19 protein-coding genes and 1 pseudogene are annotated in these 24,007 nt (G+C 32.4%); 13 read left to right on the top strand and 7 right to left on the bottom strand.

The features are described 5' to 3' along the window. Nucleotides 1-40: 40 nt before the first annotated feature. A complete protein-coding gene (locus KA824_RS06085; protein ID WP_107384224.1) occupies nt 41-913 on the bottom strand; it encodes an ROK family protein in 873 nt (290 codons plus the stop codon). 225 nt (nt 914-1,138) lie between these two features. On the opposite strand from KA824_RS06085, the gene KA824_RS06080 reads away from it, so the two are divergent. The 4 genes from KA824_RS06080 (at nt 1,139) to KA824_RS06065 (ending at nt 5,457) form a co-directional block, all read left to right on the top strand. After that, nucleotides 1,139-2,020, top strand: coding sequence for an N-acetylneuraminate lyase (locus KA824_RS06080; RefSeq protein WP_107384223.1), 882 nt, complete (start codon nt 1,139-1,141; stop codon nt 2,018-2,020). 25 nt (nt 2,021-2,045) lie between these two features. Then, complete coding sequence (locus KA824_RS06075) at nt 2,046-3,590, top strand: sodium:solute symporter family protein (protein ID WP_181187351.1); 1,545 nt, start codon at nt 2,046-2,048, stop codon at nt 3,588-3,590. 288 nt (nt 3,591-3,878) lie between these two features. After that, the gene (locus KA824_RS06070; RefSeq protein ID WP_107384221.1) at nt 3,879-4,685 is read left to right on the top strand and encodes a Cof-type HAD-IIB family hydrolase; all 807 of its coding nucleotides are present in this window, start codon (nt 3,879-3,881) and stop codon (nt 4,683-4,685) included. Nucleotides 4,686-4,797: 112 nt separating this feature from the next. Next, on the top strand, nt 4,798-5,457 hold the full coding sequence (locus KA824_RS06065; RefSeq protein WP_107386190.1) for an NAD(P)H-dependent oxidoreductase: 660 nt from the start codon (nt 4,798-4,800) through the stop codon (nt 5,455-5,457). 175 nt (nt 5,458-5,632) lie between these two features. Here the strand turns inward: KA824_RS06065 and KA824_RS06060 are convergent, their stop codons facing one another. Further along, nucleotides 5,633-6,442: a VOC family protein gene (locus tag KA824_RS06060; RefSeq protein ID WP_107384219.1), complete on the bottom strand. Its 810-nt coding sequence runs from the start codon at nt 6,440-6,442 to the stop codon at nt 5,633-5,635. Nucleotides 6,443-6,627: 185 nt separating this feature from the next. Here KA824_RS06060 and KA824_RS06055 point away from each other — a divergent pair, with 185 nt between their 5' ends. Next, nucleotides 6,628-8,409, top strand: a complete 1,782-nt coding sequence (locus KA824_RS06055) for an ABC transporter ATP-binding protein (RefSeq protein WP_107504917.1) — start codon at nt 6,628-6,630, stop codon at nt 8,407-8,409. Further along, nucleotides 8,402-10,165 (top strand): ABC transporter ATP-binding protein, encoded by a 1,764-nt coding sequence (locus tag KA824_RS06050; protein ID WP_107384217.1) that lies wholly within the window; start codon nt 8,402-8,404, stop codon nt 10,163-10,165. Before KA824_RS06055 ends, KA824_RS06050 begins: the two co-directional genes overlap by 8 nt. Nucleotides 10,166-10,467: 302 nt before the next feature. Here KA824_RS06050 and KA824_RS06045 read toward each other — a convergent pair whose 3' ends face one another. Beyond that, entirely contained in the window at nt 10,468-10,746 is a 279-nt protein-coding gene (locus tag KA824_RS06045; RefSeq protein ID WP_107384216.1) for a GNAT family N-acetyltransferase, read from the bottom strand. 198 nt (nt 10,747-10,944) lie between these two features. Here KA824_RS06045 and KA824_RS06040 point away from each other — a divergent pair, with 198 nt between their 5' ends. Both KA824_RS06040 and KA824_RS06035 read left to right on the top strand, forming a co-directional pair. Next, on the top strand, nt 10,945-11,925 hold the full coding sequence (locus tag KA824_RS06040) for a metal ABC transporter solute-binding protein, Zn/Mn family (RefSeq protein ID WP_181187352.1): 981 nt from the start codon (nt 10,945-10,947) through the stop codon (nt 11,923-11,925). Nucleotides 11,926-12,214: 289 nt separating this feature from the next. Next, nucleotides 12,215-12,436 (top strand): annotated as a pseudogene (locus tag KA824_RS06035) (transposase); the annotation flags it as partial. A gap of 160 nt (nt 12,437-12,596) precedes the next feature. On the opposite strand, the gene aldA reads toward KA824_RS06035, so the two are convergent. Further along, entirely contained in the window at nt 12,597-14,024 is a 1,428-nt protein-coding gene (gene aldA / locus KA824_RS06030) for an aldehyde dehydrogenase (protein WP_181187391.1), read from the bottom strand. A gap of 191 nt (nt 14,025-14,215) precedes the next feature. Between aldA and KA824_RS06025 the strand changes: the two genes are divergently transcribed. From KA824_RS06025 to mhqD, 4 genes are all read left to right on the top strand, one after another. Then, complete coding sequence (locus KA824_RS06025) at nt 14,216-14,653, top strand: MarR family winged helix-turn-helix transcriptional regulator (protein WP_181187353.1); 438 nt, start codon at nt 14,216-14,218, stop codon at nt 14,651-14,653. A 66-nt stretch (nt 14,654-14,719) separates the two neighbouring features. Beyond that, a complete protein-coding gene (gene mhqE / locus KA824_RS06020) occupies nt 14,720-15,682 on the top strand; it encodes a ring-cleaving dioxygenase MhqE (RefSeq protein WP_107384214.1) in 963 nt (320 codons plus the stop codon). A 53-nt stretch (nt 15,683-15,735) separates the two neighbouring features. Then, nucleotides 15,736-16,641, top strand: a complete 906-nt coding sequence (locus KA824_RS06015; protein WP_107384213.1) for a VOC family protein — start codon at nt 15,736-15,738, stop codon at nt 16,639-16,641. A 25-nt stretch (nt 16,642-16,666) separates the two neighbouring features. Beyond that, complete coding sequence (gene mhqD, locus KA824_RS06010) at nt 16,667-17,260, top strand: methylhydroquinone degradation carboxylesterase MhqD (protein WP_107384212.1); 594 nt, start codon at nt 16,667-16,669, stop codon at nt 17,258-17,260. Nucleotides 17,261-17,393: 133 nt separating this feature from the next. Here mhqD and KA824_RS06005 read toward each other — a convergent pair whose 3' ends face one another. Continuing rightward, nucleotides 17,394-18,455 (bottom strand): YkvI family membrane protein, encoded by a 1,062-nt coding sequence (locus tag KA824_RS06005; protein WP_107384211.1) that lies wholly within the window; start codon nt 18,453-18,455, stop codon nt 17,394-17,396. A 424-nt stretch (nt 18,456-18,879) separates the two neighbouring features. Then, complete coding sequence (locus KA824_RS06000; protein WP_181187354.1) at nt 18,880-20,832, bottom strand: fructose-1,6-bisphosphatase; 1,953 nt, start codon at nt 20,830-20,832, stop codon at nt 18,880-18,882. A 466-nt stretch (nt 20,833-21,298) separates the two neighbouring features. Between KA824_RS06000 and putP the strand changes: the two genes are divergently transcribed. Then, nucleotides 21,299-22,840 (top strand): sodium/proline symporter PutP, encoded by a 1,542-nt coding sequence (putP, locus tag KA824_RS05995; RefSeq protein WP_107384256.1) that lies wholly within the window; start codon nt 21,299-21,301, stop codon nt 22,838-22,840. A 264-nt stretch (nt 22,841-23,104) separates the two neighbouring features. Here the strand turns inward: putP and uptA are convergent, their stop codons facing one another. After that, nucleotides 23,105-23,716 (bottom strand): undecaprenyl phosphate transporter UptA, encoded by a 612-nt coding sequence (uptA, locus tag KA824_RS05990; RefSeq protein ID WP_107385963.1) that lies wholly within the window; start codon nt 23,714-23,716, stop codon nt 23,105-23,107. Nucleotides 23,717-24,007 lie beyond the last annotated feature (291 nt).

The following is a 24,007-nucleotide window of genomic DNA, read 5'->3' as shown; positions in this document are numbered from 1 at the left end:
ACTTTCATTATTATGACAACAAAATGATGACAAAAACTTTTTAAAATCTAGAGACTGCTCCGTATAGTGCAGCGTGATTCTGTGTACTTGTTGTTTGTATTTGAGCATGACCGTATTGTTCAGGTAAATAACATTCGACTTTTGGTATGATGTATTTTAATAAATTTTGACCTTGTGACGAAACACCGCCACCGATCAGTATTAACCCAGGATCATAAATGATTTGTATTTGAGCGATGCCTTCTGCGATGGAATCACTCCATTGATTGAGTATGGCTAGTGCAAGCGTATCTTGTTGATCTGCTAGTTCAAATAATTTTGGCACATTGTCTTGATGAATAAACCCTTTTTCTAACATGAGTGCTTTTAAGGCAGTTGTTGAGGCACGTTGTTCAAAGGTTTTGTTTGTTTTTCTATCATAAAGCAAATAACCAATTTCATTAGCGCGATTTCTTTCGCCATTGTATAGTTGCGCGTATTTGTTATAAAAAGCGCCACCAATTCCTGTTCCCAGAGTTAAGCAAAAAATATTTTGTGAGCTGTAATCATGGAAAGCCAGTTCTCCTAATAATGCTGCATTGACATCATTAAATACATTCACCTGAGCATTTAACGGTTCAAGCAAAGATTTGAAGTCAGTTCCCTTATAATTGGGAATCGTTGGCCCAGCGTATTCAACTATACCGCGCTGTTCATCTATAACGCCTGCGCTAGAAATACCAACATAAAGTGGGTCGATTTGATAAGATTTCTGCAACATCATTACAAGCTCATAAACTTTATCCCTAATAAACGTATCGATGTTATTTGGGGTAGGTGTTTTGATGTACTCTATAAAATTTAATGATTGATCTACCACAGCAGCCTTAATTTCTGTTCCCCCAATATCAATAGCAATCTTATATTGATGCATATTTGCACCCTCCTTAATTTCTACAAGAAAATCAATATTGAAAAAATTTTTCACGTATATCATTATAAAATGATGCATTTTTTCAAAAAGCTATTGCCACACTCTATGATAGCGTTTACAATTCGAACTGTAAATAGAATAAATAAAAGATATTTTTTAAAGCATTATATGTTTATATAAATGATTAAAAATAATAACTTAAATATATAGATGGAGGGTTATAAAATGGAAGAGAATTTAAAAGGTTTATATGCAGCATTATTAGTACCATTTGATGAGGATGGTCAGGTTAAAGAGGAAGGATTGGCGCAAATTGCACAAAATGCCATTGAAACTGAAGGATTAGATGGACTTTATGTTAATGGCAGCTCAGGCGAAAACTTCTTATTAAATAAAGAGCAAAAGAAACAAGTTTTTAAAGTTGCTAAAGAGGCAGTGAATGAGAATGTAAAATTGATCGCTCAAGTTGGATCATTAGATTTAAATGAAGCAATAGAGCTAGGTAAATATGCAACTGAATTAGGGTATGATGCAATTTCTGCAGTTACACCATTCTATTATCCATTTTCATTTGAAGAAATCAAAGATTACTATTTTGAATTAATTGAAGCGACACAAAATAATTTGATTATTTATGCAATTCCAGATTTAACTGGCGTTAACATTTCTATAGAACAATTTGGTGAATTATTTAATCATGAAAAAGTGGTCGGTGTGAAATATACTGCTCCTAACTTTTTCTTATTAGAACGTATTCGCAAAGCGTATCCAGATAAATTAATACTTTCTGGTTTTGATGAAATGTTAGTACAAGCGGCTATTTCTGGTGTAGATGGCGCAATTGGCTCTACATATAATGTCAATGGTAGACGCGCAAGACAAATTTTTGAAAAAGCTAAAAGTGGTCAAATTGATGAAGCTTATCAAATTCAGCATGATACTAACGACATTATTGAAAATGTGCTGTCTATGGGCATTTATTCTACATTGAAAGAAATTTTAGCGACACGTGGTATTGATGGTGGATTACCAAAACGTCCGTTCAAACCGTTCAATGAAAACAACAGAGCTAAATTAGAATCATTAATTAACAAATACGATTTATAGGTTACCGTATAAGGGGATGAATTAAATGGAACAAGTTGGTTTTGGTATATGGAACTGGGTGGCAGTAGTTATTTACCTTTTAGTTATGCTTTTAGTCGGTGCATATTTTACCAAACGCGCAAGCCAAAGTACAGATAGCTTCTTTACGGCTAGTGGTCGTTTGCCTTCATGGGCAGTAGGGTTCTCTATTTATGCCACAACTTTAAGTGCGATAACTTTTATGTCTACGCCAGAAAAGGCTTTTTTGACAGACTGGTCATATATTGCAGGTAATATTGCGATTGTAGCAATTATTCCTTTACTTATATACTTTTATGTACCTTTTTTTAAAAAATTAAAGGTGACGTCTGCTTATGAATATTTAGAGGCGCGTTTTGGACCTAGTATTCGTGTTATCGGTTCATTGTTATTTGTGTTATTCCATATTGGGAGAGTAGCCATTGTTATCTATTTACCTACATTAGCGATAACTTCTATATCAGATATGAATCCATATGTAGTGGCAAGTTTGGTTGGTATTTTGTGTATTCTTTATACATTCCTTGGCGGTTTTGAAGGTGTTGTATGGAGTGATTTCATTCAAGGCGTCATTCTATTAGGTGGCGCAGCAGCAATCATTATTTTAGGTGTAGTCCACATTCAAGGGGGAATGGGGACTGTTGTAAGTGATGCATTAGAACATAAAAAAATCATTAGTGCTGATAACTGGAAATTTAATACTGCAGCCGCAGCAATTCCTATCATCTTTTTAGGGAACATTTTTAACAACTTGCATCAATATACAGCAAGTCAAGATGTGGTACAACGTTATCAAGCATCAGATTCTATATCAGAAACAAAAAAATCTTTATGGACGAATGGGGCCTTAGCTTTAATATCGGCGCCGTTATTCTACGGTATGGGAACAATGATGTACTCATTTTATAGTCATGAAAGTGCATTGCCTAAAGGGTTTAATACTTCTTCTGTAGTACCATACTTTATACTTACTGAAATGCCACCATTTGTTGCTGGACTATTAATAGCAGCCATATTTGCAGCGGCACAATCAACCATTTCTTCAAGTTTGAATTCAATTTCGGCTTGTATTTCTGTTGATATTAAGCACAGATTCTTTGGCAAGAAAGATGAAAAAAGTGAAGTTGGATTTGCTAGATGGATAATTATCCTTTCGGGATTATTTGGATTCGGTATGTCTATTTATCTAATTGCAGCAGATTCTAACGACCTTTGGGATTTATTCTTGTTAATTACTGGTTTAGTAGGAGTACCATTGGCTGGTGTATTTGCGGTTGGTATATTCACACGTCGTACCAATACGTTCGGTGTACTGATGGGATTAATATTTGGAATTATTTTTGCTTATATCTTTAACGGAATGGGTGGCGGCAATTCACCATTCTATGTATCTATTATTTCGTTTATAGTAGCATTTATTTTCTCTTATATCATAAGTATTATCGTGCCAGGTAAACCAAAAGATATTACAGGTTTAACAATCTATGATATTAAAGAAAAATCTAATTATGTTTCTATTGTTCGTATGAAAGAAGACAATCAAGAAGGCTAAAGCTTTATAAAGTTAGGTAAAATGAATCGTACATTGAACTGTCATAGAACAGATTTTTTCCAATGTTAAGCTAAGATAATTTTTAGAAAATGAATACGTTATTCAAGGCAGATAGAATCAAGCATATTGCGTATGTGCTTTCTATTCTGCCTATTTTTATTTAAAACTTTAAAAATTAGATTATTCACAACTTAAAGGATATAATTCAATTTATTTATTTTAATTTAGCGATGAATATGGATATAATGAATTACAGATATAAGCAGAGCATTTGAGGGGATGATAAGTATGATAAAAGCAATCGCAGTAGATATGGATGGTACATTTTTAGATTCAAAAAAACAATATGATCAAGAAAGATTTAATCGGATATTTCAACAATTGAAAAATGAAAATATTAAATTTATAGCAGCAAGTGGTAATCAATACGCAAAATTAAAATCTATTTTCGGAGATAAAGCTATGTTTTTTGTTGCTGAAAATGGCGCGGTTATTTATGAAGGCAATACGTTATATGATTACCAAGCATTTGAAAAAGATGTTTTCCGTAATATTGTTAATTATTTAAATATCACCCGTGGTATCAACGAAATAATTGTTTGTGGATTGAAAAGTGCTTACATATTAAAAGACAATGAGCAATCATTTAAAAAAGATGCACATTTTTATTATCGACAATTAAAAGAAATTGAATCCTTACAAAATTTACCAGAAGACGAATATGTAAAAATCGCTTTAAATATAGATAGAGCAACACATCCTACACTTGATAAGGATTTGTCAAAACGCTTTTCACAAGATTTGTCACTTGTATCAAGTGGTCGAGATAGTATCGATATTATCATTCCAGGTATGACCAAAGGAAATGCATTAGCTAGATTATTAAAAAAATGGGGATTAACGGAAGACGAGCTCATGGCATTTGGAGACGCAAATAATGATTTAGATATGTTGCAATTAGCAACATATAGTTATGTGATGGAAAATTGTGAAGATGAAACATTATTCGAAATTGCAAATTATGTAGCACCATCAAATGATAAGCAAGGTGTTTTATCTATTATTGAAGATCAAGTGCTTAAAATGAATAAGTAATATCTTATATCTTAATTCGGTATTAAGCTTAAACATTTTATTTTAATCCATGTAACAACCTATCCTATACTAAAAGGTATAAGATACAAATGGAAAGGATGGCAAACAAGAAATGAATGATATGCAACAAACAATTATAAATGCGTTTAATTTTAGACATGCAACAAAAAGGTTTGATTCAAATAAAAAGATAAATGAAAGTGAATTTGACACTATCTTAGAAGCGGGTAGACTGTCCCCGAGCTCTCTGGGATTAGAACCTTGGAAATTTATCGTAATACAAAATTCAGAAATTAGAAATAAGTTAAAAGAAATAAGTTGGGGTGCAAAAGGGCAGTTAGATACAGCAAGCCATTTCGTAATTATATTGGCACGTAAAAATGTAACTTCTAAATCACCATTTGTACAACATATGATTCGAGATATTAAGCAATACAGCGAAGATAGTATACCTGCTACGGAAGAAAAATTCGATAATTTCCAAACAAGTTTCCATATTAATGATAATGCACAAACATTGTTGGAATGGGCTAAAAAACAAACATACATTGCATTAGGTAATATGATGACGAGTGCGGCATTATTAAATATTGATTCTTGTCCGATGGAAGGATTTGATTTAGATGCTGTAACGCAATTTTTAATTGATGAAGGCTTGATGGATGAAACGCATTTTGCACCATCCGTAATGGTTGCATTTGGTTATAGAGAAACTGAAGCAAAAGAAAAAGTGCGTCAACCTCAATCTCATGTTGTAGAATGGGTTGAATAATAAGAACGACCATGACTAAAATATTTAAAGTTCGTACAAAAGAAAACCATGACATTAATGTCTTGACTTAAATAAAAAAACGTCAATTTCTATAATTATAATAGAAATTGACGTTTTTATTATTATAAACTTTAATAGCATGTTGAGTTATTATACTGTGCGTGATGTTTTAGCCTTATACTTTATCAGCTATTAATGACATTTGATTGTGTAAAGTAATATTTAAACCGTCTATTAAAAAAGTTTCTTCAACTTCATTGTTTGGTTTATAAATATCGATGTGGGCTAATCCATAGCTGTTATCATTTTCAATTCTCGGTAAGCTGGATTGCCAAGTATTTACTGCAATATGATGGTGATAATATTTAGATGACATAAACAGAGCTTGAGGAAAATCGGAAATATGTTGAAGCCCTAACTTATCAATGTAAAAATGTCTAGCTACTGCTAAGTCAGATGTTTTCAAATGCATATGCCCAATCTTTGCATTATTTGGTATTTTATCCCAACCTATCTCTGTTCTTTGATTAAGTAAATCAGCTGTATCTACTTGTAACGTATCCATTTTCACTTTGTCATTTTCCCACAACCATTCAGATTCAGGTCTGTCGTAATAAACTTCAATGCCATTTCCTTCTGGATCATTAAGGTATAAAGCTTCACTCACAAGATGGTCACCGCCACCAATCGGAATGTTTGATTGTGAAATATGAAATAAGAAATTAGCTAAATCTACGCGTTCAGGTAGTAGAATTGCTATGTGAAATAAGCCTGCTTCTCTTAAGGAAGGCTGACGTCCCTCTTGAATTTCATTTAATGTAATAGTATGGTCGCTCAAACCAACTTGTAAAATAGCAGAAGTATCATCTTTTGATACAACTTTAAGTCCTAAAATGTGTGAATAGAATTCCAACATTGTTTTTAAATTTTTAACATTTAAGGTGATATTTGTTACTTGAATTGCTGCTTTATCGTGAAAAGTCATCATTTTGCTCCTTTATAGTCAGTTGTGATTTATAACTATAAGTTAATATAAAAAGTATACCAAGTCAATTTACTTGTCTCGCTATTTAGAATTACACAACGTTTAAAATCACTACTATATTTACATTTAACAACATGTGGTAATATGTGAACATAAACAATTTGGATGATGAAGTGGGTGAGTGTATGCAAGTCTTTTGGAAATTAGGGTGGTTTTTCAGACAGCATAAAGGTAGTTATATTATAGGTTTGAGCACATTATTTTTGATTGCTGTGATTGAAATTTTACCACCACAGATTATCGGTAAGACGATTGACTATATGGTGGCTAATAAATTAACACCGAAATTATTAATAATTTATCTTTCTATATTAGTGTTGGTCGCGATTTTGACTTATGTATTAAGATATATTTGGAGATTATCGATATTTGGGACAAGTCAAAAACTAGGCCAAACATTAAGAACGTATTTATATAAAAAATATACAGTTATGAGTGCTATCTTTTATCAAAATAGAAGAACTGGTGATTTGATGGCACATGCAACCAATGATATCAGAGCAGTGCAAAATGCTGCAGGCGCAGGGATATTAATGATTGCAGATTCTTTGATAACTGGTGGAACCGTAGTTATCACAATGGCTGTAACAGTAAGCTGGAAATTAACACTGATTGCAATGATACCACTGCCTTTTATGGTGTTGTTAACAAGTTTTTATGGTTCATTACTTAGTAAAGGATTTAAAAAAGCTCAAGCAGCGTTTAGTAGATTGAATGATAAGACACAAGAAAGCGTGGCTGGTATTAAAGTCACTAAGACATTTGGTTATGAGGCTAGTGATCAACAAGATTTTAAAGATTTAAGTGATGATGTAGTAAATAAAAATTTAAAAGTTTCAAAAATTGATGCATTGTTTGACCCAACAATTACATTAGTTATAGGAATGAGTTACTTTTTATCAATTTTATTTGGTGCAAAATTAGTTTTCAATAATACAATCACACTTGGTCAACTGATTACATTTACGACTTATTTAGGCATGCTTGTTTGGCCATTACTAGCACTAGGATTATTTTTTAATATCGTTCAAAGGGCAAAGGCATCTTATGAACGAATTGAAGAAATAGGAAACACCCCTAATGATATAGATACAGATTATAAACTTAATACAAGACCATATGGGGATATTGAATTTAATATTAAACAATTTAATTTCCCGGGAAATTCGGAAGAAGGCATTTATGATGTGCATTTTGAAGTGAGTAAAGGTTCTACTGTTGGCATAGTTGGTAGAACTGGATCAGGGAAAAGCACATTAATTAGATTGTTACTTAGAGAGTTTGATACAAAGGAACCGAATGAAATCAAATATGGTGACCATCCTATTCGAGATTATAATGTACAATATTTAAGAGATCAGTTTGGGTATGTACCACAGGAACACTTTCTATTTTCTACTACCATTCGAAATAATATTGCATTTAGTAATGAAAAAATAGATGACAATCAGATATTTGCAGCAAGTAAAGCAAGTTATATTCATGAGGATATTTTATCTTTCCCTTATCAATATCAAACTGTTGTAGGTGAAAGAGGCGTATCATTGTCAGGCGGACAAAAACAAAGAATATCAATTGCGAGAGCGTTATTAATAAATCCAGAAGTATTAATACTTGATGACTCTCTTTCTGCAGTGGATGCTCAAACCGAAGAAGTGATACTAAACAATTTAGAAAAATTAAGAAAAGGAAAAACGAATATCATTACTGCACATCGGATGAGCGCTGTGAAACAAGCGGATAAAATAATTGTGATGGATCAAGGAACAATTGTTGAAAAAGGTACACATACTACTTTGATGAACCAAAAAGGATGGTATTACGAAACATATCGAGCTCAAGCTTTACAACAAAAGCTCACGCGTAATTTAGATGACTTAACGAAAGGGGACGATACTAATGGCTGAAAAAGTTAATTTAACTGCGAAAGACCAAGCCCAGTCTTTGATTAGGTTATTTAAGTATACGACCCCTTATAAAGGGATTATTGCTTTAGCGTTTTTAACATTAACAATATCTACCATAGCAAGTATGTTAACACCCTATTTGGTAAAGGTATTTATCGATGATTACCTTACGCCACGTATCTTTCCTCAGCAAGCAATGATTTGGCTTATTATAATCTTTATCAGCATTCAAATAATAGGTGCAGTAACAATGTATTTAAGTCAATATCTTTTTCAATATCTTGCTTTTAAAGTGATACAACAATTAAGGATTGACGCTTTTAATAAATTAGGGAAATTGGGAATGAAGTATTTTGATAAGGTGTCAGGCGGCAGTATTGTATCTAGGTTAACAAATGATACAGAGACAATTGTTGATATGATTATAGGCGTTTTTTCAACATTTCTTATAGCTATTTTCATGATGATCTCTAGTTATATTATGATGTTTATTTTAGAGATGAAATTAGCTTTAATTTCATTGGTGTTTTTACCAGTTATCATACTCATACTTGCGAGTTATCGGAAATACTCAGCTGTTTTATTTACAAAGTCGAGACAAAAATTGTCCGATTTAAATACAAAGTTAGCAGAATCTATAGAAGGTATGAAGATAATACAGGCATTTAATCAAGAAAAAAGGTTAAACAAAGAATTCAATCATATCAATGATGAACATTATCAATATATGTTAAAAACAGTGAAACTTGATAGCTTATTATTGAGACCTGCAATAAGTTCACTAGCTATTTTTGCTCTAGTTATGATTTTAGGTTATTTTGGTATCATCAGTTTTACAACAGGTATTACAGCTGGTGTTGTATTTGCATTTGTGCAATATATGGAACGATTTTTTGAACCAATCAACCAAGTAAGTCAAAATTTAAATATTTTACAACAAGCTTTGGTTTCAGCGAGTAGGGTATTTACTTTAATTGACGATGAAACGTATGAGCCTGAACAACAACCTGTGCCATCAAATACAATTGACAAAGGAAAGATTGAATTTAAAGAAGTGAGTTTTAGCTATGATGGTGAGACAGACGTACTTAAAAACATTAATTTTACCGTTAATCCGGGGGAAATGGTAGCGCTTGTTGGTCATACAGGTTCAGGAAAGAGTTCCATCATCAATTTGTTTATGCGTTTTTATGAATTTGAGCGAGGTAGTATTGAAGTGGATGGGCATTCAATTAAAACAATACCGAAACTAGAATTAAAGCAGAAAATAGGACTCGTACTTCAAGATGCATTTATATTTTATGGCACTGTAGCATCTAATATTAAATTGTACCACCCAACGATGACATTTGAACAAGTAAAGAAAGCTGCAGAATTTGTTCATGCACACCATTTTATTGAAAAGTTGTCAGATCAATATCAACATAGAGTAATTGAAAAAGGAAGTTCATTTTCAAGTGGTGAGCGACAATTGATAGCATTTGCAAGAACAATTGCGACCAATCGCAAAATACTTATTTTAGATGAAGCGACAGCAAATATTGATTCTGAAACGGAAGAACAAATACAACAATCTTTGAATACAATGAGAAAAGGAAGAACAACTTTAGCCATTGCGCACAGACTATCTACGATTCAAGATGCTGATAAAATACTTGTATTAAATCATGGAGAAATTGTAGAGCAAGGGACACATGAAACACTAATTCAAAAAAATGGTATTTATTATAATATGTATGTATTGCAAAATGGATAAATCATGTATTTTAGTACAAAAATAATAAAGTGCGCGAATTGCTGTTATTTTAAGGTTTAAATGCAGCTAAACAATCAAAACTAAGGTCTTCAGTCAAAGAACAATTGATGTAGATTCAATTGCTATATTTATAAAAGCGGGTTTGAATTTCATTAGAATAGAATATGGATCCGAAAAATAAAAAGAAAAAAAGAGTCTGGGACATCATTGATTCGTCCCAGACTCATTCATATTTGTGATTTAGCTTGAGCTGTTTATATCCAAATTTATTTTGGAACTTAAAGAAGTTTGTAGGCAAGCAATTAACCTGCATAAACATCTTGGAATTCTGGTTTTTTCTCAATAACTGATTTAGCAAAAGGACATGTCGCAGAGACTTTTAAATTGTTGTCTCGTGCATAGTCAACAACTGATTTTACAAGTTGAGAACCTAAACCTTGGCCACCAAGCTCATCTGGTACGCCTGTATGATCAATAGTTATTTGATTATCACCTTGAGGTTGAAATGTAATCTCTGCTTGTGGATTGTCTTCGTTATCGCCTATATAAAACTTATTCGTACCTTGTTTAATTTCCGCCATTCTAACACCTCCATGTTATTAACGTCATATATATTAAATATCACATTTCACCTTAAGTTAAACAAATATTAAAAATAAGCACGTATTTTAATCATCAATGATGTCATTAAATATTGTCGAATAACAAAAAACCATTGAAAAAATGTGAAAATAAGTTTATAGTTTTAACGGAATAATTTCGATTTGGAGGGGCGTTTTTTGAAAAAAATTATGTTACTTATTCTGACCTGTATATTTATCGTATTGTTAAGTGCATGCGGAAATATAAATTCTGAAAAAAAAGACGTCAGTTCGAATAATAAATTAAAAATATATACGACAGCATTTGCATTCCAAAGTTTTACTGATCAAATCGGGGGCAAATATGTAGATGTTGATTCGATTTATCCCCCCGGTGCTGACATGCATTCTTTTGAACCTACACAAAAAGAAATGATTAATATCGCTAAAAGTGATTTGTTTATCTATTCAAATGAAGAAATGGATCCCGTGGCTAAGAAAATTGCACGTTCAATTAATAATGATAACTTGAAATTACCTGTTGCTGCACATCTTAGTCACCATGATTTAATTGCAAATCACGAAGAACATGATGAACATGAAAACCATGATGAACATGACAATCACAATCATCATGAAGGTCATGATCATGGGGAACAAGACCCACATGTATGGCTAGATCCTGTGTTGAATAAAAAATTTGCTAAGGTGATTAAAAATGATTTAATCGAGAAGGATCCTAAACACAAAACGTATTACACGCGTAACTACAATCATTTGATCAAAGATATCGACGAAATTGATAATGAGATGAAGCGGATTACACAACATCCTAAACGTGATACAGTCGTAATTTCTCATGACTCTATAGGTTATCTAGCAAATCGCTATCAGTTTAATCAGCGAGGTGTTAGTGGCATGAATAATGAAGAACCTAGTCAACGTGAACTAATGAATATCGTTCAGAATATAGATAAAACTAAACAACCTTATGTATTATATGAACAAAATATCACTTCTAAAGTTACAGATGTTATTCAAAAGGAATCTAATACAACCCCGCTAAAATTTCATAATATGGCAACCTTATCAAAAGAAGAAGTAAAGGATAAACAGATTACTTATCAATCTTTAATGAAAGAAAATATGAAATCATTAAATAGAGCACTTAATCAGTAATTACAATCATATTGATGTCAGGATAACAATATTTTGTACTAAATCCTAAACGTCAGATAACATATTTGATGAAAAATTTCGAACTATCCATATAATGATTAAAGAGATTGGGACATAAATACCAGAAAAATAGCAATCAGATGATTTAATTTAATACATCTGATTGCTTCTTTTTTATTTAATACTTCATATTGTTGGCTCGCTTTCTTAGAGAACAGCTCAACCTGTAGACTTCAGGTTGTCCTGTTCCCTCAAGCGTCTCGCCAAAATACGTCGCATTTATATGTATTTGTCACGACATGTTAATGAAATCGTTGAAGCAATCTCTGAAAATGTATTCGATGAATTCAAACATCATCGTGGTGTTACATCATATCATCCTAAAATGATATTAAAAATTATGCTATATGCCTACACACAATCCGTATGCTATGGTCGTAAAATAGAAAAACTGCTTAATCATCGTATCCGAATGATGTGGCTGTCACAAAAACAAACACAAAATGAAAAAGGCAATTTCTATATTATTTCGATAGAAATGCCTTTTTAACTTGTCCAAGAACTTAATGTCCCAGACTATTTTATTTTTGTAAAAGAAATTGCTGTTACAGTTTGCTTAACATGCATTTAGTCATTTAAACATGTTGTGTATTTTTAAACATTTAACACTTTTAATCATATCTAATGTAAGACACTGTTGTATTGTAATATTCTTCAAGTCCACGAATACCGTCAGCGCCTCCGAGACCTGATTCTCTCCAACCAGCATGATATCCATTCACAACTTCTTCTGCTTCACAATTTGCATAAACTTCACCAAATTTAAGACGTTCAGTGGCTATCATTACTTCTTTTAAATCTTCTGAAAATATATAAGAAGATAAACCAGCGTTTGTATGATTGGCTTGTTCAATAGTTTCTTCAAAGTCAGAATATTGTACGATAGGTAGTACAGGTCCGAAAATTTCTTCTTTGAAAGCTTCGTCGTCTGGACTTACTTGATCTAAAATCGTTGGTTCATAAAAATAACCGGAACGATCAATTATGTTACCACCTGTAATTAATTTAGCACCGCTATGAATTGCATTTTGAACTTTTTCATCGATGCTATCTAATTGTTTTTGATTGATAATTGCACCGAAATCAGTTTGATCATCAAATGGATCTCCTACATTTAAAGTTTCCATTTTGTCTTTTAGCTTATTAATGAACGTTTCATGGATATCATGGTGTACAAAGATTCGTTCAGGGCAAGTACATACTTGTCCTGCGTTATTAATTCTAGCAGTAACAATGTAATCAACGGCCTTATCTAAATTCGCATTTGGTGTCACTATTACAGGCGCATTGCCGCCGAGTTCAAGATTAACTTTTTTAACCGTTTGAGCACTCTTGGCATAAACAGATTTACCAGCACGCATACTACCTGTAATTGATATTAATTGTATATCTGGATGCTCTGCTAATTGTGTACCGACAGTTTCTCCTTTACCAGGGATAATTTGAATGAGACCTGCAGGGATCGTTGATTGGCGAAACAACTCTGCAATTTTTAGAGTGACTAATGATGTTTCCTCACTTGGTTTAATTACTACAGAACAACCTGTGATTACAGCAGGAATGACTTTTCTCATTAAGACCATGATAGGTGCATTCCATGGAACGATACCTGCAGTTACGCCAATAGGTTTTTTTGTTAATTGTATCGTTTCATTTTCGCGACTATTTTGAATGACTTCACCTTTGCTATTCATACTTTGACTTGTCATATAGTCTATAAAGTGTATTGCCTTGTCTATTTCACCGATTGCAGAAATGAGAGTTTTCCCTTGTTCTTGAACATATAATTTTGCAATTTCATCTTTATGTTCTTCTAATAAAGGGATTAACATTTTCACATGGTCTGCCCGTGTTGGCTGAGGGACTTTTTCCCATTCTAATTGTGCTTGTTTAGATTTTTCCACAGCCGAATTAACTTCATTTTCCGTCGCAAATGTAATTGTGTCTATGATTTCTTCTGTCGCAGGATTAATGACATTCATTGTGTCATTAGACTCACTTTCTACAAATTGATTGTTAATAAATAATTTATTCATTATGACACCTCCACATTATGATATATACCACTTATAAGAGAGAAAGAAACTGGTTGAGAAATAATGTTAAGTACTTTTAATGTTGTTGCCATTTTAATAATAAGTATATTTTTTATACCTTATTTGTTGACTTATGTCTGAAGAGATATTATAATTTATCTCGAATTCGAAATAAATTGGAAGTTGGTGATGCAATGAATCGTACTAAAGAGTCGTTGAATACTTTTATTGGTTTAAATCGAACCGTAGATCATTTAGAACAAATCGTAAGAAATGATATCCAACGTTACGGCTTGAATATAACGGAGTTTGCAGTTTTAGAGTTATTATATAATAAAGGCGACCAGCCGATACAGCGTATTGGTGACAGAGTTTTAATTGCGAGTAGCAGTATCACATATGTCGTTGATAAGTTAGAAGCCAAAGGATATGTAGTAAGAATTCGAAATGTACAAGATAAACGCGTAACCAATGCTTCAATAACTGACGAAGGTCAAGCATTAATGAATGATATATTTCCAGAACATGCGTCTACGTTACAATCAACTTTCTCAATACTTTCAAACGAAGAATTAACAATATTACAACTAGCTTTAAAAAAATTAAGTGCTCAACCTATTAATAAGTCGTAGCACTTAAAAATTTTACTCAAAATTACTTCGAAATCGAGATAAATATAATGAAAAAGGAGTTTTATTATGACAAACAATCAATTATTAGGAATACACCATGTAACAGCAATCACAGATGATGCTGAACGAAATTATAAATTTTTTACTGAAGTATTAGGAATGAGACTTGTTAAAAAGACTGTAAATCAAGATGATATATATACTTATCATACATTCTTTGCAGATGATGTAGGTTCTCCTGGTACTGATATGACATTTTTTGATTTTCCTAATGTTCCCAAAGGGCATTCTGGTACCAATTCAATTACACGTCCGTCATTTCGTGTGCCTGATGATGCAGCGTTAGCATATTATGAACAAAGATTTAATGAATATAATATTAAACATGAAGGCATTCAAACACTATTTGGTAAAAAAGTATTACCATTTGAAGAATCAGATGGACAAAGTTACCAATTAATTTCGGATGAAAATAATAAAGGCGTGGCACCTGGACAACCTTGGAAAGAAGGTCCAGTACCAACAGATAAAGCAATTTATGGTTTAGGTCCGATTGAAATAACAGTTAGTTATTTTGAAGATTTTAAAAAGATTTTAGAAAATATATTTGATATGACAACGATTATAGAGGAAGAAAACGTTGCAGTATTAGAAGTAGGCGAAGGTGGCAATGGAGGTCAAGTATTTTTAAGAAAAGATACAACTGGTCCAGAAGCGAGACAAGGTTATGGAGAGGTGCATCATGTTTCATTCAGATTAAAAGATCATGAGGCAATATCTAAGTGGTTAGAAAAATATGAACAGTATGGTATAGGGAATTCTGGGTTAGTAGACAGATTTTATTTTGAAGCATTATATGCACGTATTGGCCATATTTTGATTGAAGTTTCTACTGACGGCCCTGGATTTATGGGAGATGAGCCATATGAAACATTGGGCGAAAGTCTTGCATTACCACCATTCTTAGAAGAACAACGTGATTATATTGAATCAGAAATACGTCCGTTTGACACAAAACGTTCGCATTAAAAATGAAAGATTGTTTAAACCTTGAAATTACAAAATGAGAAGGTGGTTATTTTATGGAAGATATCAGTCATATTCATCACATTTCGGCGATTGTAGGTAATCCAGAAGAGAATATTCAATTTTATAGAGATATACTCAATTTAAAATTAATTAAGAAAACAGTGAATTTTGATGATCCTTCCACGTATCATCTATATTTTGCAAATGGCAATGTAGATAATGGAACGATACTGACATTTTTTAATTGGCCTAACAATTATAAAGGACGGATAGGTTCTGGTCAGGTTCAACGTATAGCATTTCGGGTGCCTAATGGATCATTGGAACATTGGGAAACACATTTACAATCACATGGGATAGAGACAGTGAGAACACAATTATTTGATAAAGCTACGGTCGAATTTTCAGATATACATGAGTTGCCATTAGCACTTGTGGAAGCCGATGAAGGGCATTCATATGATAATGGAGGAAATATTTTAGGTTTTCATGGTGTTAGCATGTTATCAACTGAGCCACATCAAACAGTACGAACATTGAATGAGGATATGGGTATAGAGCTAGTAAGTGAAAACGATCATCATGTTCACCTAAAAACTAAGGGTGAATGGCAACATCACGTGATAGTTAGAAAAGAGGTAGCCAATGTCCGTGTACGATGGGGCGTCGGTGTAGTACATCATATTGCGTGGTCAGTACCTAATGATGATGCTCACAAAGCTTGGCAAATGAAAATGAAAGACAAAGGCTATCATGTAACTGACATTAAAGATCGTAATTATTTCAATGCTATTTACATGAAAGAACGTGGCGGCATTATTTTTGAGTTTGCTACTGAAGGACCTGGATTCACGATAGATGAACGATTTGAAGATTTGGGTACACATCTTATGTTACCACCACAATATGAAGAACGCAGAGAAGCATTATTGAATTTATTACCACCCATTCGAATATAACTATTTTAAAAGGAGATGATGAATAATGGAACACATCTTTAAAAAAGGTGATTTAAACGGACCAACTTTTATCCTATTGCATGGTACTGGTGGCGATGAAAATGATCTTTTACCTTTAGCGCAAGCGTTAAACCCTAGCTATAATGTATTAAGTGTAAGAGGTGAAGTATCGGAAAATGGTATGAATCGTTTCTTCAAGAGATATGGTGAAGGTCAATATGATGTTGAAGATTTGAAATATAGAACAAACAATTTAATTCAATTTTTAAAAGAAGCGGCTGCAACTTATCATTTTGATTTAGCTAAGGCTGTCCCAGTAGGTTTCTCTAATGGTTCTAATATAGCTATAAGCATGATGTTACACCCTGATATTTCATTTAACAAAGCGTTACTGTATGCACCTTTATATCCTTTAGATTCAATAAATGATAAAGATTTATCTTATACCAAGGTATTATTATCAATGGGTGAAAATGACCCAATTGTTTCTGTTCAGGATAGTCAAAATGTTATTGATATATTTAAACAAAGAGGTGCAACAGTTAAGGAACTATGGGTAAACAGTCATGAACTCACACGAGAAGGTATCATTGCGGGCCAATCATTATTAAAAGATTAACCAATATCAGTTTGCTTAGCGTTTTATATAAAAGGCGTTGCTAACAAAATAGAATACCCCTAGACTCATTCAATATTTTGATCACATCTGATTAAATGAACATAATATTGAAACACTTGTCTAGGGATTTTTATTATGATGAATGAGATTTATAAAAGATGCCTTTAATTAATATAGGTATTAACAAAATAAAACCGAAGAGACCCATTAATGGAAATACTTTTCCAATTAACTCAATAAAGCCAATAAATGTAGTAGCAAATGTAATGATTGCGATAATTATAATTAATATATAATAGTTTTGTTGGTATGGTTCTGTGAAACGAGAAGCAAATGCATACATTAAGCCCACAACCGTATTATAAATAACTAATATCATGATAATTGCCATAAAATGACCAATCACAGGTGAAATATGGTTTGCCAATAATAACGACGGTAATGATACGTTTATTATGTTTGTGAATTCTGTTACCATTCCAAGGTTCAACATTAATAATAAAAACGTTATAATGATGCCACCTAAAATACCGCCCAAATATGTTGCCTTCTCAGATTTCATGCGTCCTCCCATTACAGAAAGAAAACTAAACGCAGCTGCAATTTGTAAACTGCCATAGTTAATTGCATCAAACCACCACCATCTATCTGTCCGATTGCCACTATTGGCGTATTGTGATGCTGAGTTAAAATCAAAGCTTCCAGTAGTGAAATAATAAATAGCAATCAATGAGACAATAATGACTAAAAATGGTGTGACCATGCCTAAAACAGTTATTAAACGGTCGAATTTTAAGAACAAAGTAGCCAATATAATAATTACTAAAATTAAAGCGCTAATGGCATATGGTATACCAAAACTTTCATGAATCGTTGAAACTCCACCAGCTGTCATAATCATTGCTAATGCAAGTAAAAACAGAGTTAATATAATATCAAAAATTGTTGCAATTGTTCGAGGAAGATAATACTTTATGGGCTCGGTATGGCTGTGAGAACGCAATCGATATCCTGTATTTAATACAAGTACACCAGCGATAGTAATGATAAGTCCGGTTATAATAACGCCTAAAACACTGTATCTACCATTACTCGTAAAAAATTGAAAAATTTCTTGTCCAGTTGCAAAGCCAGCGCCCACAACAACACCTACAAACGCAAAAGCGACCGCGATACTTTCTTTTAAATTAGACATATAGTTGGAATCCTTTCTTGCCATTCATATGGTGAACATACTTATTTAATAAACATCACAATGATTTATTTTATCTTAAAAGAAAATAGAAATAAATGGAAAAGTTTATATCGAATATACATATGTATTTTTTGAAAGAACGAAAACGATAATATGGTTGAACAAGTGAAGTGAAAATAATTAAACGGTTAGCATTTAATAAAAATTAGGCTGCTAATTCCCTGTGGAATTTAGGGAGTTAGCAGCCTAGAAAATAGCATTTTTATTAGGTTTACAATTTTAGGGGACGGTGCCCATAAAAATTGACGTTTCTTTTATTTTTATGAAACATAGTAGTGTTTGCTGAGCTATTGTTTTTTGAATTTTAAGTCACACGATAATAGCATCACGTGAATAGCACCTTATGAAAAAGTGATTGATAAAATTAATTGACGAAGCGATCATGCATTAATACTTTTAAAACATCAATTTTTTCTTGTATGTCTTTGCCAGTATTGGTATCACGTATTTTTTTACGTTTTAATTCTTTGTCTACTACACGGCGTATAGAAAGCTCGTCTGCCCCATTCAGTAAGACGTGTTTTTTCGAATTAAAGTGTTGGTGTGCCACAAGCTGCATTCCAAAAGAATTATAGAGTAAAGTATAGCCAGCAATTCCAGTTGTAGATTGGTAGGCTTTTGAAAATCCACCGTCGATAACAATCATTTTTCCTTCCGCTTTGATTGGATTTTCACCATCAATTTCTTTGACTGGTGTATGACCATTGATGATATGTCCTTCTTCTGGGTCTAAACCGAAATCTTTCAACATTTTTTTGCACATATTTACGTCTTCGCGTAAATAATAATAAGGGTTTTTAGTTTCTTTGTGTGCTGATTTATCATTAATATAATAACGTTCAAATGTTGTCATTGCTCTTTTTCCAAATAATGATGAATATTTACCTGTCCATAAATACCAGACGAGATCAGTTGCTAAATCATCATGTATATCTTTATGGTCGAATGCTTCTCTTACAAAGTGTTCAAAATGATCAAGTAAATCTCTGCCATAGCATTTTTCACCATCAATAATCATAGATTCCATTTCGCCATTTTCATCCACAGGTATACAACCATGTATAAGTAGATTGCCATTATAAGGGAGATAAAGTTTGCCTTTTTGCATTAAAAATGTCATATGTCGTTTTAATTTTTCTGATTGTTGTACTGACAATAATAATTTTTCTATTACCTCGTGTTCGTCTTCAGTTAATGCGTTAGGGTTGTTTGGATCGATAGTTTGGAAGCAAGTATTTTCTAAAGTGTAAGTTTTACCATAAAGTGTTGCTGTATTATTTTCATAGTCGATACTCTCTAATACTAAGCGTTCTTCCATTTCAAAATTAGGTCTGCGCTTAATGATAGGCGCTTCCAATTTAAATTGAATGATGGCGATTGCCTGATGGATTTTAGTGATTTGCTCTATTTCAGATTGAGACAGTCCTTCAGCATTTTTAGGTTTGAAAGCGGGATTGTCACCTGAATAATACTTTTCAGCAAGTGTCAATAAAGGACGTAAATTAATACCATAAGCATCTTCTATAATATCTAAATTATCATAACGTGCACAAATTCTGAGTAAATTTGCTAAACAAACTTTAGAACCAGCATAGGCACCAATCCACAAGACATCGTGATTTCCCCATTGCACATCAACGGAAGGATAGTCAATTAAAGTGTCCATGATTTTATCAGGTTCTGGACCACGATCATAAATATCGCCTACAACATGTAAGTGGTTCACTACAAGATGTTGAATTGTAAAGGACAGGCCGATAATCAGGTCATCTGATTGTTCGAGTTCAATAATTTGATTCATTAAAGTTTGATAATACGAATGTTTATTATTATATTTATTACTTTTATATAACAGTTCTTCTATTATAAAAATATAATTTTTAGGTAAAGTTTTGCGTAATTTCGTGCGTGTATATTTAGAAGAAGCATAAGTTATTAATTTGATAAGACGATTAATCGTTGTGATATACCATTCATCTAAACGCTCTTTTGAGGTGAAACTATTTTTAATTAATTTTAATTTTTCCTCTGGATAATATACAAGTGCTGAAAACTCATTTATTTCTTGGCGTGTTAATGTATCTTGAAATATATCACTGATTTTAGATCGAACATTTCCTGAACCATTCCTTAATACATGCTGAAATGCATGGAATTCACCATGTAGGTCACTGACGAAATGTTCCGTGCCTTTAGGAAGTTCTAAAATAGATTCAAGATTTATAATTTCAGTTGCTAATTCCTCTCTGTTATTAAATTGTTGAGATAATAAATCTAAATATTTTTCTTTTACGCTTTTTTCTGTTGCATCATGCATTATTTATGTCACTCCAATTAGGTAGTTTTGTTACTCATTATATTTAGTAAAACGTTTCCATTGTATGTGTAATATTGTAGCATTAATTTTGGGGTGGGTGTCTAGTATTGATTATATTATTTAGACTATATTTTAATTAATATAAATGACTTCATTTTTTTGTCAAAAAAGCGATAAAATTCTTATAAATAATGATGTTACTCAAATACATTAAATCGCATATAAATGTAAATATTGCAGGAAACATACATTTTTTTGAATTTAAAAAATGATTATTTAACCCTGTAATTGTAAAAATACACATATTATTTCAAACGGTAAAAATAGCTTAATAACAATTGTTCAAAGCGTATTATAGGCGTTTTGAAATACATTTAAAAATTATTTTTAAAATAGCGGTTTAAAAAATTTTTAACTTTTGTATAATAAGTGCATGTAACAAAATTATATAAAGGGAGTTTATTTTATGTTTACATTGGGAGCATCGTTATCGAGTCAAGTAAATCCAAACTGGCAGACATATATTATGCTTGGTGCTTATTTTGTTGTGTTATTAGTCATTGGATATTACGGCTATAAACAAGCGACAGGTAATATCAGTGAATATATGTTAGGCGGTAGAAGCATAGGACCATATGTTACAGCATTATCAGCTGGGGCCTCGGATATGAGTGGTTGGATGATTATGGGGCTGCCTGGTGAAGTTTATACGACAGGATTATCAGCTGCTTGGTTGGCAATTGGTCTGACAATTGGTGCATACATAAATTATCTCGTTGTGGCTCCACGGTTACGTGTGTATACAGAAAAAGCTGGAGATGCTATAACATTACCTGATTTCTTTAGAAATCGTTTAGATGATCAATCGAATGTGATCAAAATTATATCAGGTGGTATTATTGTCGTGTTCTTTACACTTTATACACATTCCGGAATGGTCGCAGGCGGTAAATTATTTGATAGTGCATTTGGCTTAAACTATCATTTTGGATTATTATTAGTTGCTATTATTGTAATTGCATATACTTTCTTTGGCGGCTATTTAGCCGTGTCCTTAACAGACTTTTTCCAAGGGGTAATCATGTTAATTGCTATGGTAATGGTACCAGTAGTAGCAATGATGCAATTAAGTGGGTTGGATACTTTATCGCAAGCGGCAGATTTGAAACCGACAAACCTTGATTTATTTAAAGGTACAACAGTCATTGGTATCATATCATTCTTTGCTTGGGGCTTAGGTTATTTTGGACAGCCACATATTATTGTACGTTTTATGTCTATTAAATCAGTGAAGCAATTACCGACAGCAAGACGTTTTGGTATAGGTTGGATGGCAATTAGCTTGTTAGGTGCAGTTGGAGTTGGCCTTGTAGGTATTACATTTGTCAATCGCGGTGGAGTAACACTTGAGGATCCAGAAACATTGTTTATATTAATGGGTCAAATATTGTTCCATCCACTTGTTGGTGGTTTCTTACTTGCAGCTATTTTAGCGGCTATTATGAGTACGATTTCGTCACAACTATTGGTGACATCAAGTTCACTAACCGAAGATTTTTATAAATTGTTCCGTGGTGAGGAAGCAGCAAAAAAACATGAAAAAGAATTCGTTTTTGTTGGACGTATGTCAGTTATTTTAGTTGCAATTGTATCAATTATAATTGCATGGTCACCTAATGATACAATTTTGAATCTTGTAGGTAACGCTTGGGCAGGTTTTGGTGCTGCATTTGGACCACTTGTATTAATGAGTTTATATTGGAAAGGTTTAAGTCGTACTGGTGCAGTCAGCGGAATGGTATCAGGTGCAATTGTTGTAATTGTTTGGATTGCGTTTGTTAAACCATTAGGTGAAATTAATGATTTCTTTAATTTATATGAGATTGTTCCAGGATTTTTAACAAGTTTAATTGTTACAATTTTAGTTAGTAAAATGACGAAGAAACCTCAAATTGATGTAGAAGGCGATTTAGAAGAAGTTCGTCAAATAGTAAAAGGTAATAATTAATCGTTATCAGTGTAGTTTGATAAAGGGGTAGTATTTTAATTATATAAATATTCAATGAGCACATAAATAATAGAAAATTTTCTGCTCAAAAGTTTAGGGAGAAATTAAAGTTCGTGAAAGGCTAACTTCGAAGGGGGAAGTTAGTCTTTTTTTTATAAAAAAAATCAGACAAAAACCCGTTTGGATTTTGTCTGATTGTTAAGATAGATATAAGTCATATGACCATGTGTTGTAAAAGTTTTCTAACTACTTCAAAGCATACATTTATTGATGTGTGCGGTTTTTTTTGTAGATTCGAATAAAGAGATATATCACAGCTATAGCGATGATGACATACATAATATATGAATAAGTGTGTAAGCCATTCATTAACATATCAAAACTGTTGCTCAACATGCTACCTAAGAAAATGAGTGCAATGTTCCAAATTGTAGTACCTATCAACGAAAGGATGGTAAATACAAAAATATTCATTCTATTAATGCCTGCTGGTATAGTGATTAATACACGTAAAACAGGAATAAAACGACAAACAAAGACTGCAACTGCACCATATTTTTTAAACCATTCATTAGCGCGAGCGATATCTTTTCCTTTGAGTTTGATCCATTTTCCATATTTATCTACAAAACGATATAAACGTGCTTCGGAGACAATGCTACTGATGTAATAAAGTATGATTAAACCGATTAATGATGAAATGGTAGATATGATAAAAAGTAAAGGTATAGATAAATCAGATTTAACTGTCATAAGCCCAGCAAATGTCAAAATAATTTCAGATGGAATAAAAGGTAATATATTTTCTAGTAGGATTAATATTGCGATTGCAGTATAACCCCAAGCATTTATAAAGTTTGTCAGTATTTGTTCCATAGTGATAAATGTTGCTCCTTTTCATAATAAAACGTGATGATATTTTATAATTACTTCTGTATTATAATCTAAATTAATGCTTAATGCATATTTTAAGGTGGCACAAAAGTAATTAAATGATTTATTGCGGTAAAGTCACACTAAACTATATGCCTATGAGGAACATAGTTTAACTAATGTGATAGCTAATACCTAAGATTTTTAAAAGTAGAAATAGAAATGCTCCCAATATTTGTCACATAAACGCTGTATGTTGATCACACGAATTTACAGCGTGTTATAAAAAAATGA

This window comes from Staphylococcus sp. GDY8P198P, from assembly GCF_017891615.1.
GTDB classification, from domain to species: Bacteria; Bacillota; Bacilli; order Staphylococcales; family Staphylococcaceae; genus Staphylococcus; species Staphylococcus cohnii.
Note: the sequence above shows the minus strand (reverse complement) of the source record. Positions and strands in the feature narration are given on the sequence as shown.

Coding starts and splice junctions, on each gene's coding strand:
- KA824_RS06055 (WP_107504917.1), top strand. CDS start 6,628: ATGCAAGTCTTTTGGAAATTAGGGTGGTTTTTCAGACAGCATAAAGGT.
- KA824_RS06050 (WP_107384217.1), top strand. CDS start 8,402: ATGGCTGAAAAAGTTAATTTAACTGCGAAAGACCAAGCCCAGTCTTTG.
- KA824_RS06000 (WP_181187354.1), bottom strand. CDS start 20,832: ATGCATGATGCAACAGAAAAAAGCGTAAAAGAAAAATATTTAGATTTA.
- KA824_RS06075 (WP_181187351.1), top strand. CDS start 2,046: ATGGAACAAGTTGGTTTTGGTATATGGAACTGGGTGGCAGTAGTTATT.
- mhqE (WP_107384214.1), top strand. CDS start 14,720: ATGACAAACAATCAATTATTAGGAATACACCATGTAACAGCAATCACA.
- KA824_RS06080 (WP_107384223.1), top strand. CDS start 1,139: ATGGAAGAGAATTTAAAAGGTTTATATGCAGCATTATTAGTACCATTT.
- KA824_RS06085 (WP_107384224.1), bottom strand. CDS start 913: ATGCATCAATATAAGATTGCTATTGATATTGGGGGAACAGAAATTAAG.
- KA824_RS06065 (WP_107386190.1), top strand. CDS start 4,798: ATGAATGATATGCAACAAACAATTATAAATGCGTTTAATTTTAGACAT.
- KA824_RS06060 (WP_107384219.1), bottom strand. CDS start 6,442: ATGACTTTTCACGATAAAGCAGCAATTCAAGTAACAAATATCACCTTA.
- mhqD (WP_107384212.1), top strand. CDS start 16,667: ATGGAACACATCTTTAAAAAAGGTGATTTAAACGGACCAACTTTTATC.
- KA824_RS06070 (WP_107384221.1), top strand. CDS start 3,879: ATGATAAAAGCAATCGCAGTAGATATGGATGGTACATTTTTAGATTCA.
- uptA (WP_107385963.1), bottom strand. CDS start 23,716: ATGGAACAAATACTGACAAACTTTATAAATGCTTGGGGTTATACTGCA.
- KA824_RS06045 (WP_107384216.1), bottom strand. CDS start 10,746: ATGGCGGAAATTAAACAAGGTACGAATAAGTTTTATATAGGCGATAAC.
- KA824_RS06005 (WP_107384211.1), bottom strand. CDS start 18,455: ATGTCTAATTTAAAAGAAAGTATCGCGGTCGCTTTTGCGTTTGTAGGT.
- KA824_RS06015 (WP_107384213.1), top strand. CDS start 15,736: ATGGAAGATATCAGTCATATTCATCACATTTCGGCGATTGTAGGTAAT.
- putP (WP_107384256.1), top strand. CDS start 21,299: ATGTTTACATTGGGAGCATCGTTATCGAGTCAAGTAAATCCAAACTGG.
- KA824_RS06025 (WP_181187353.1), top strand. CDS start 14,216: ATGAATCGTACTAAAGAGTCGTTGAATACTTTTATTGGTTTAAATCGA.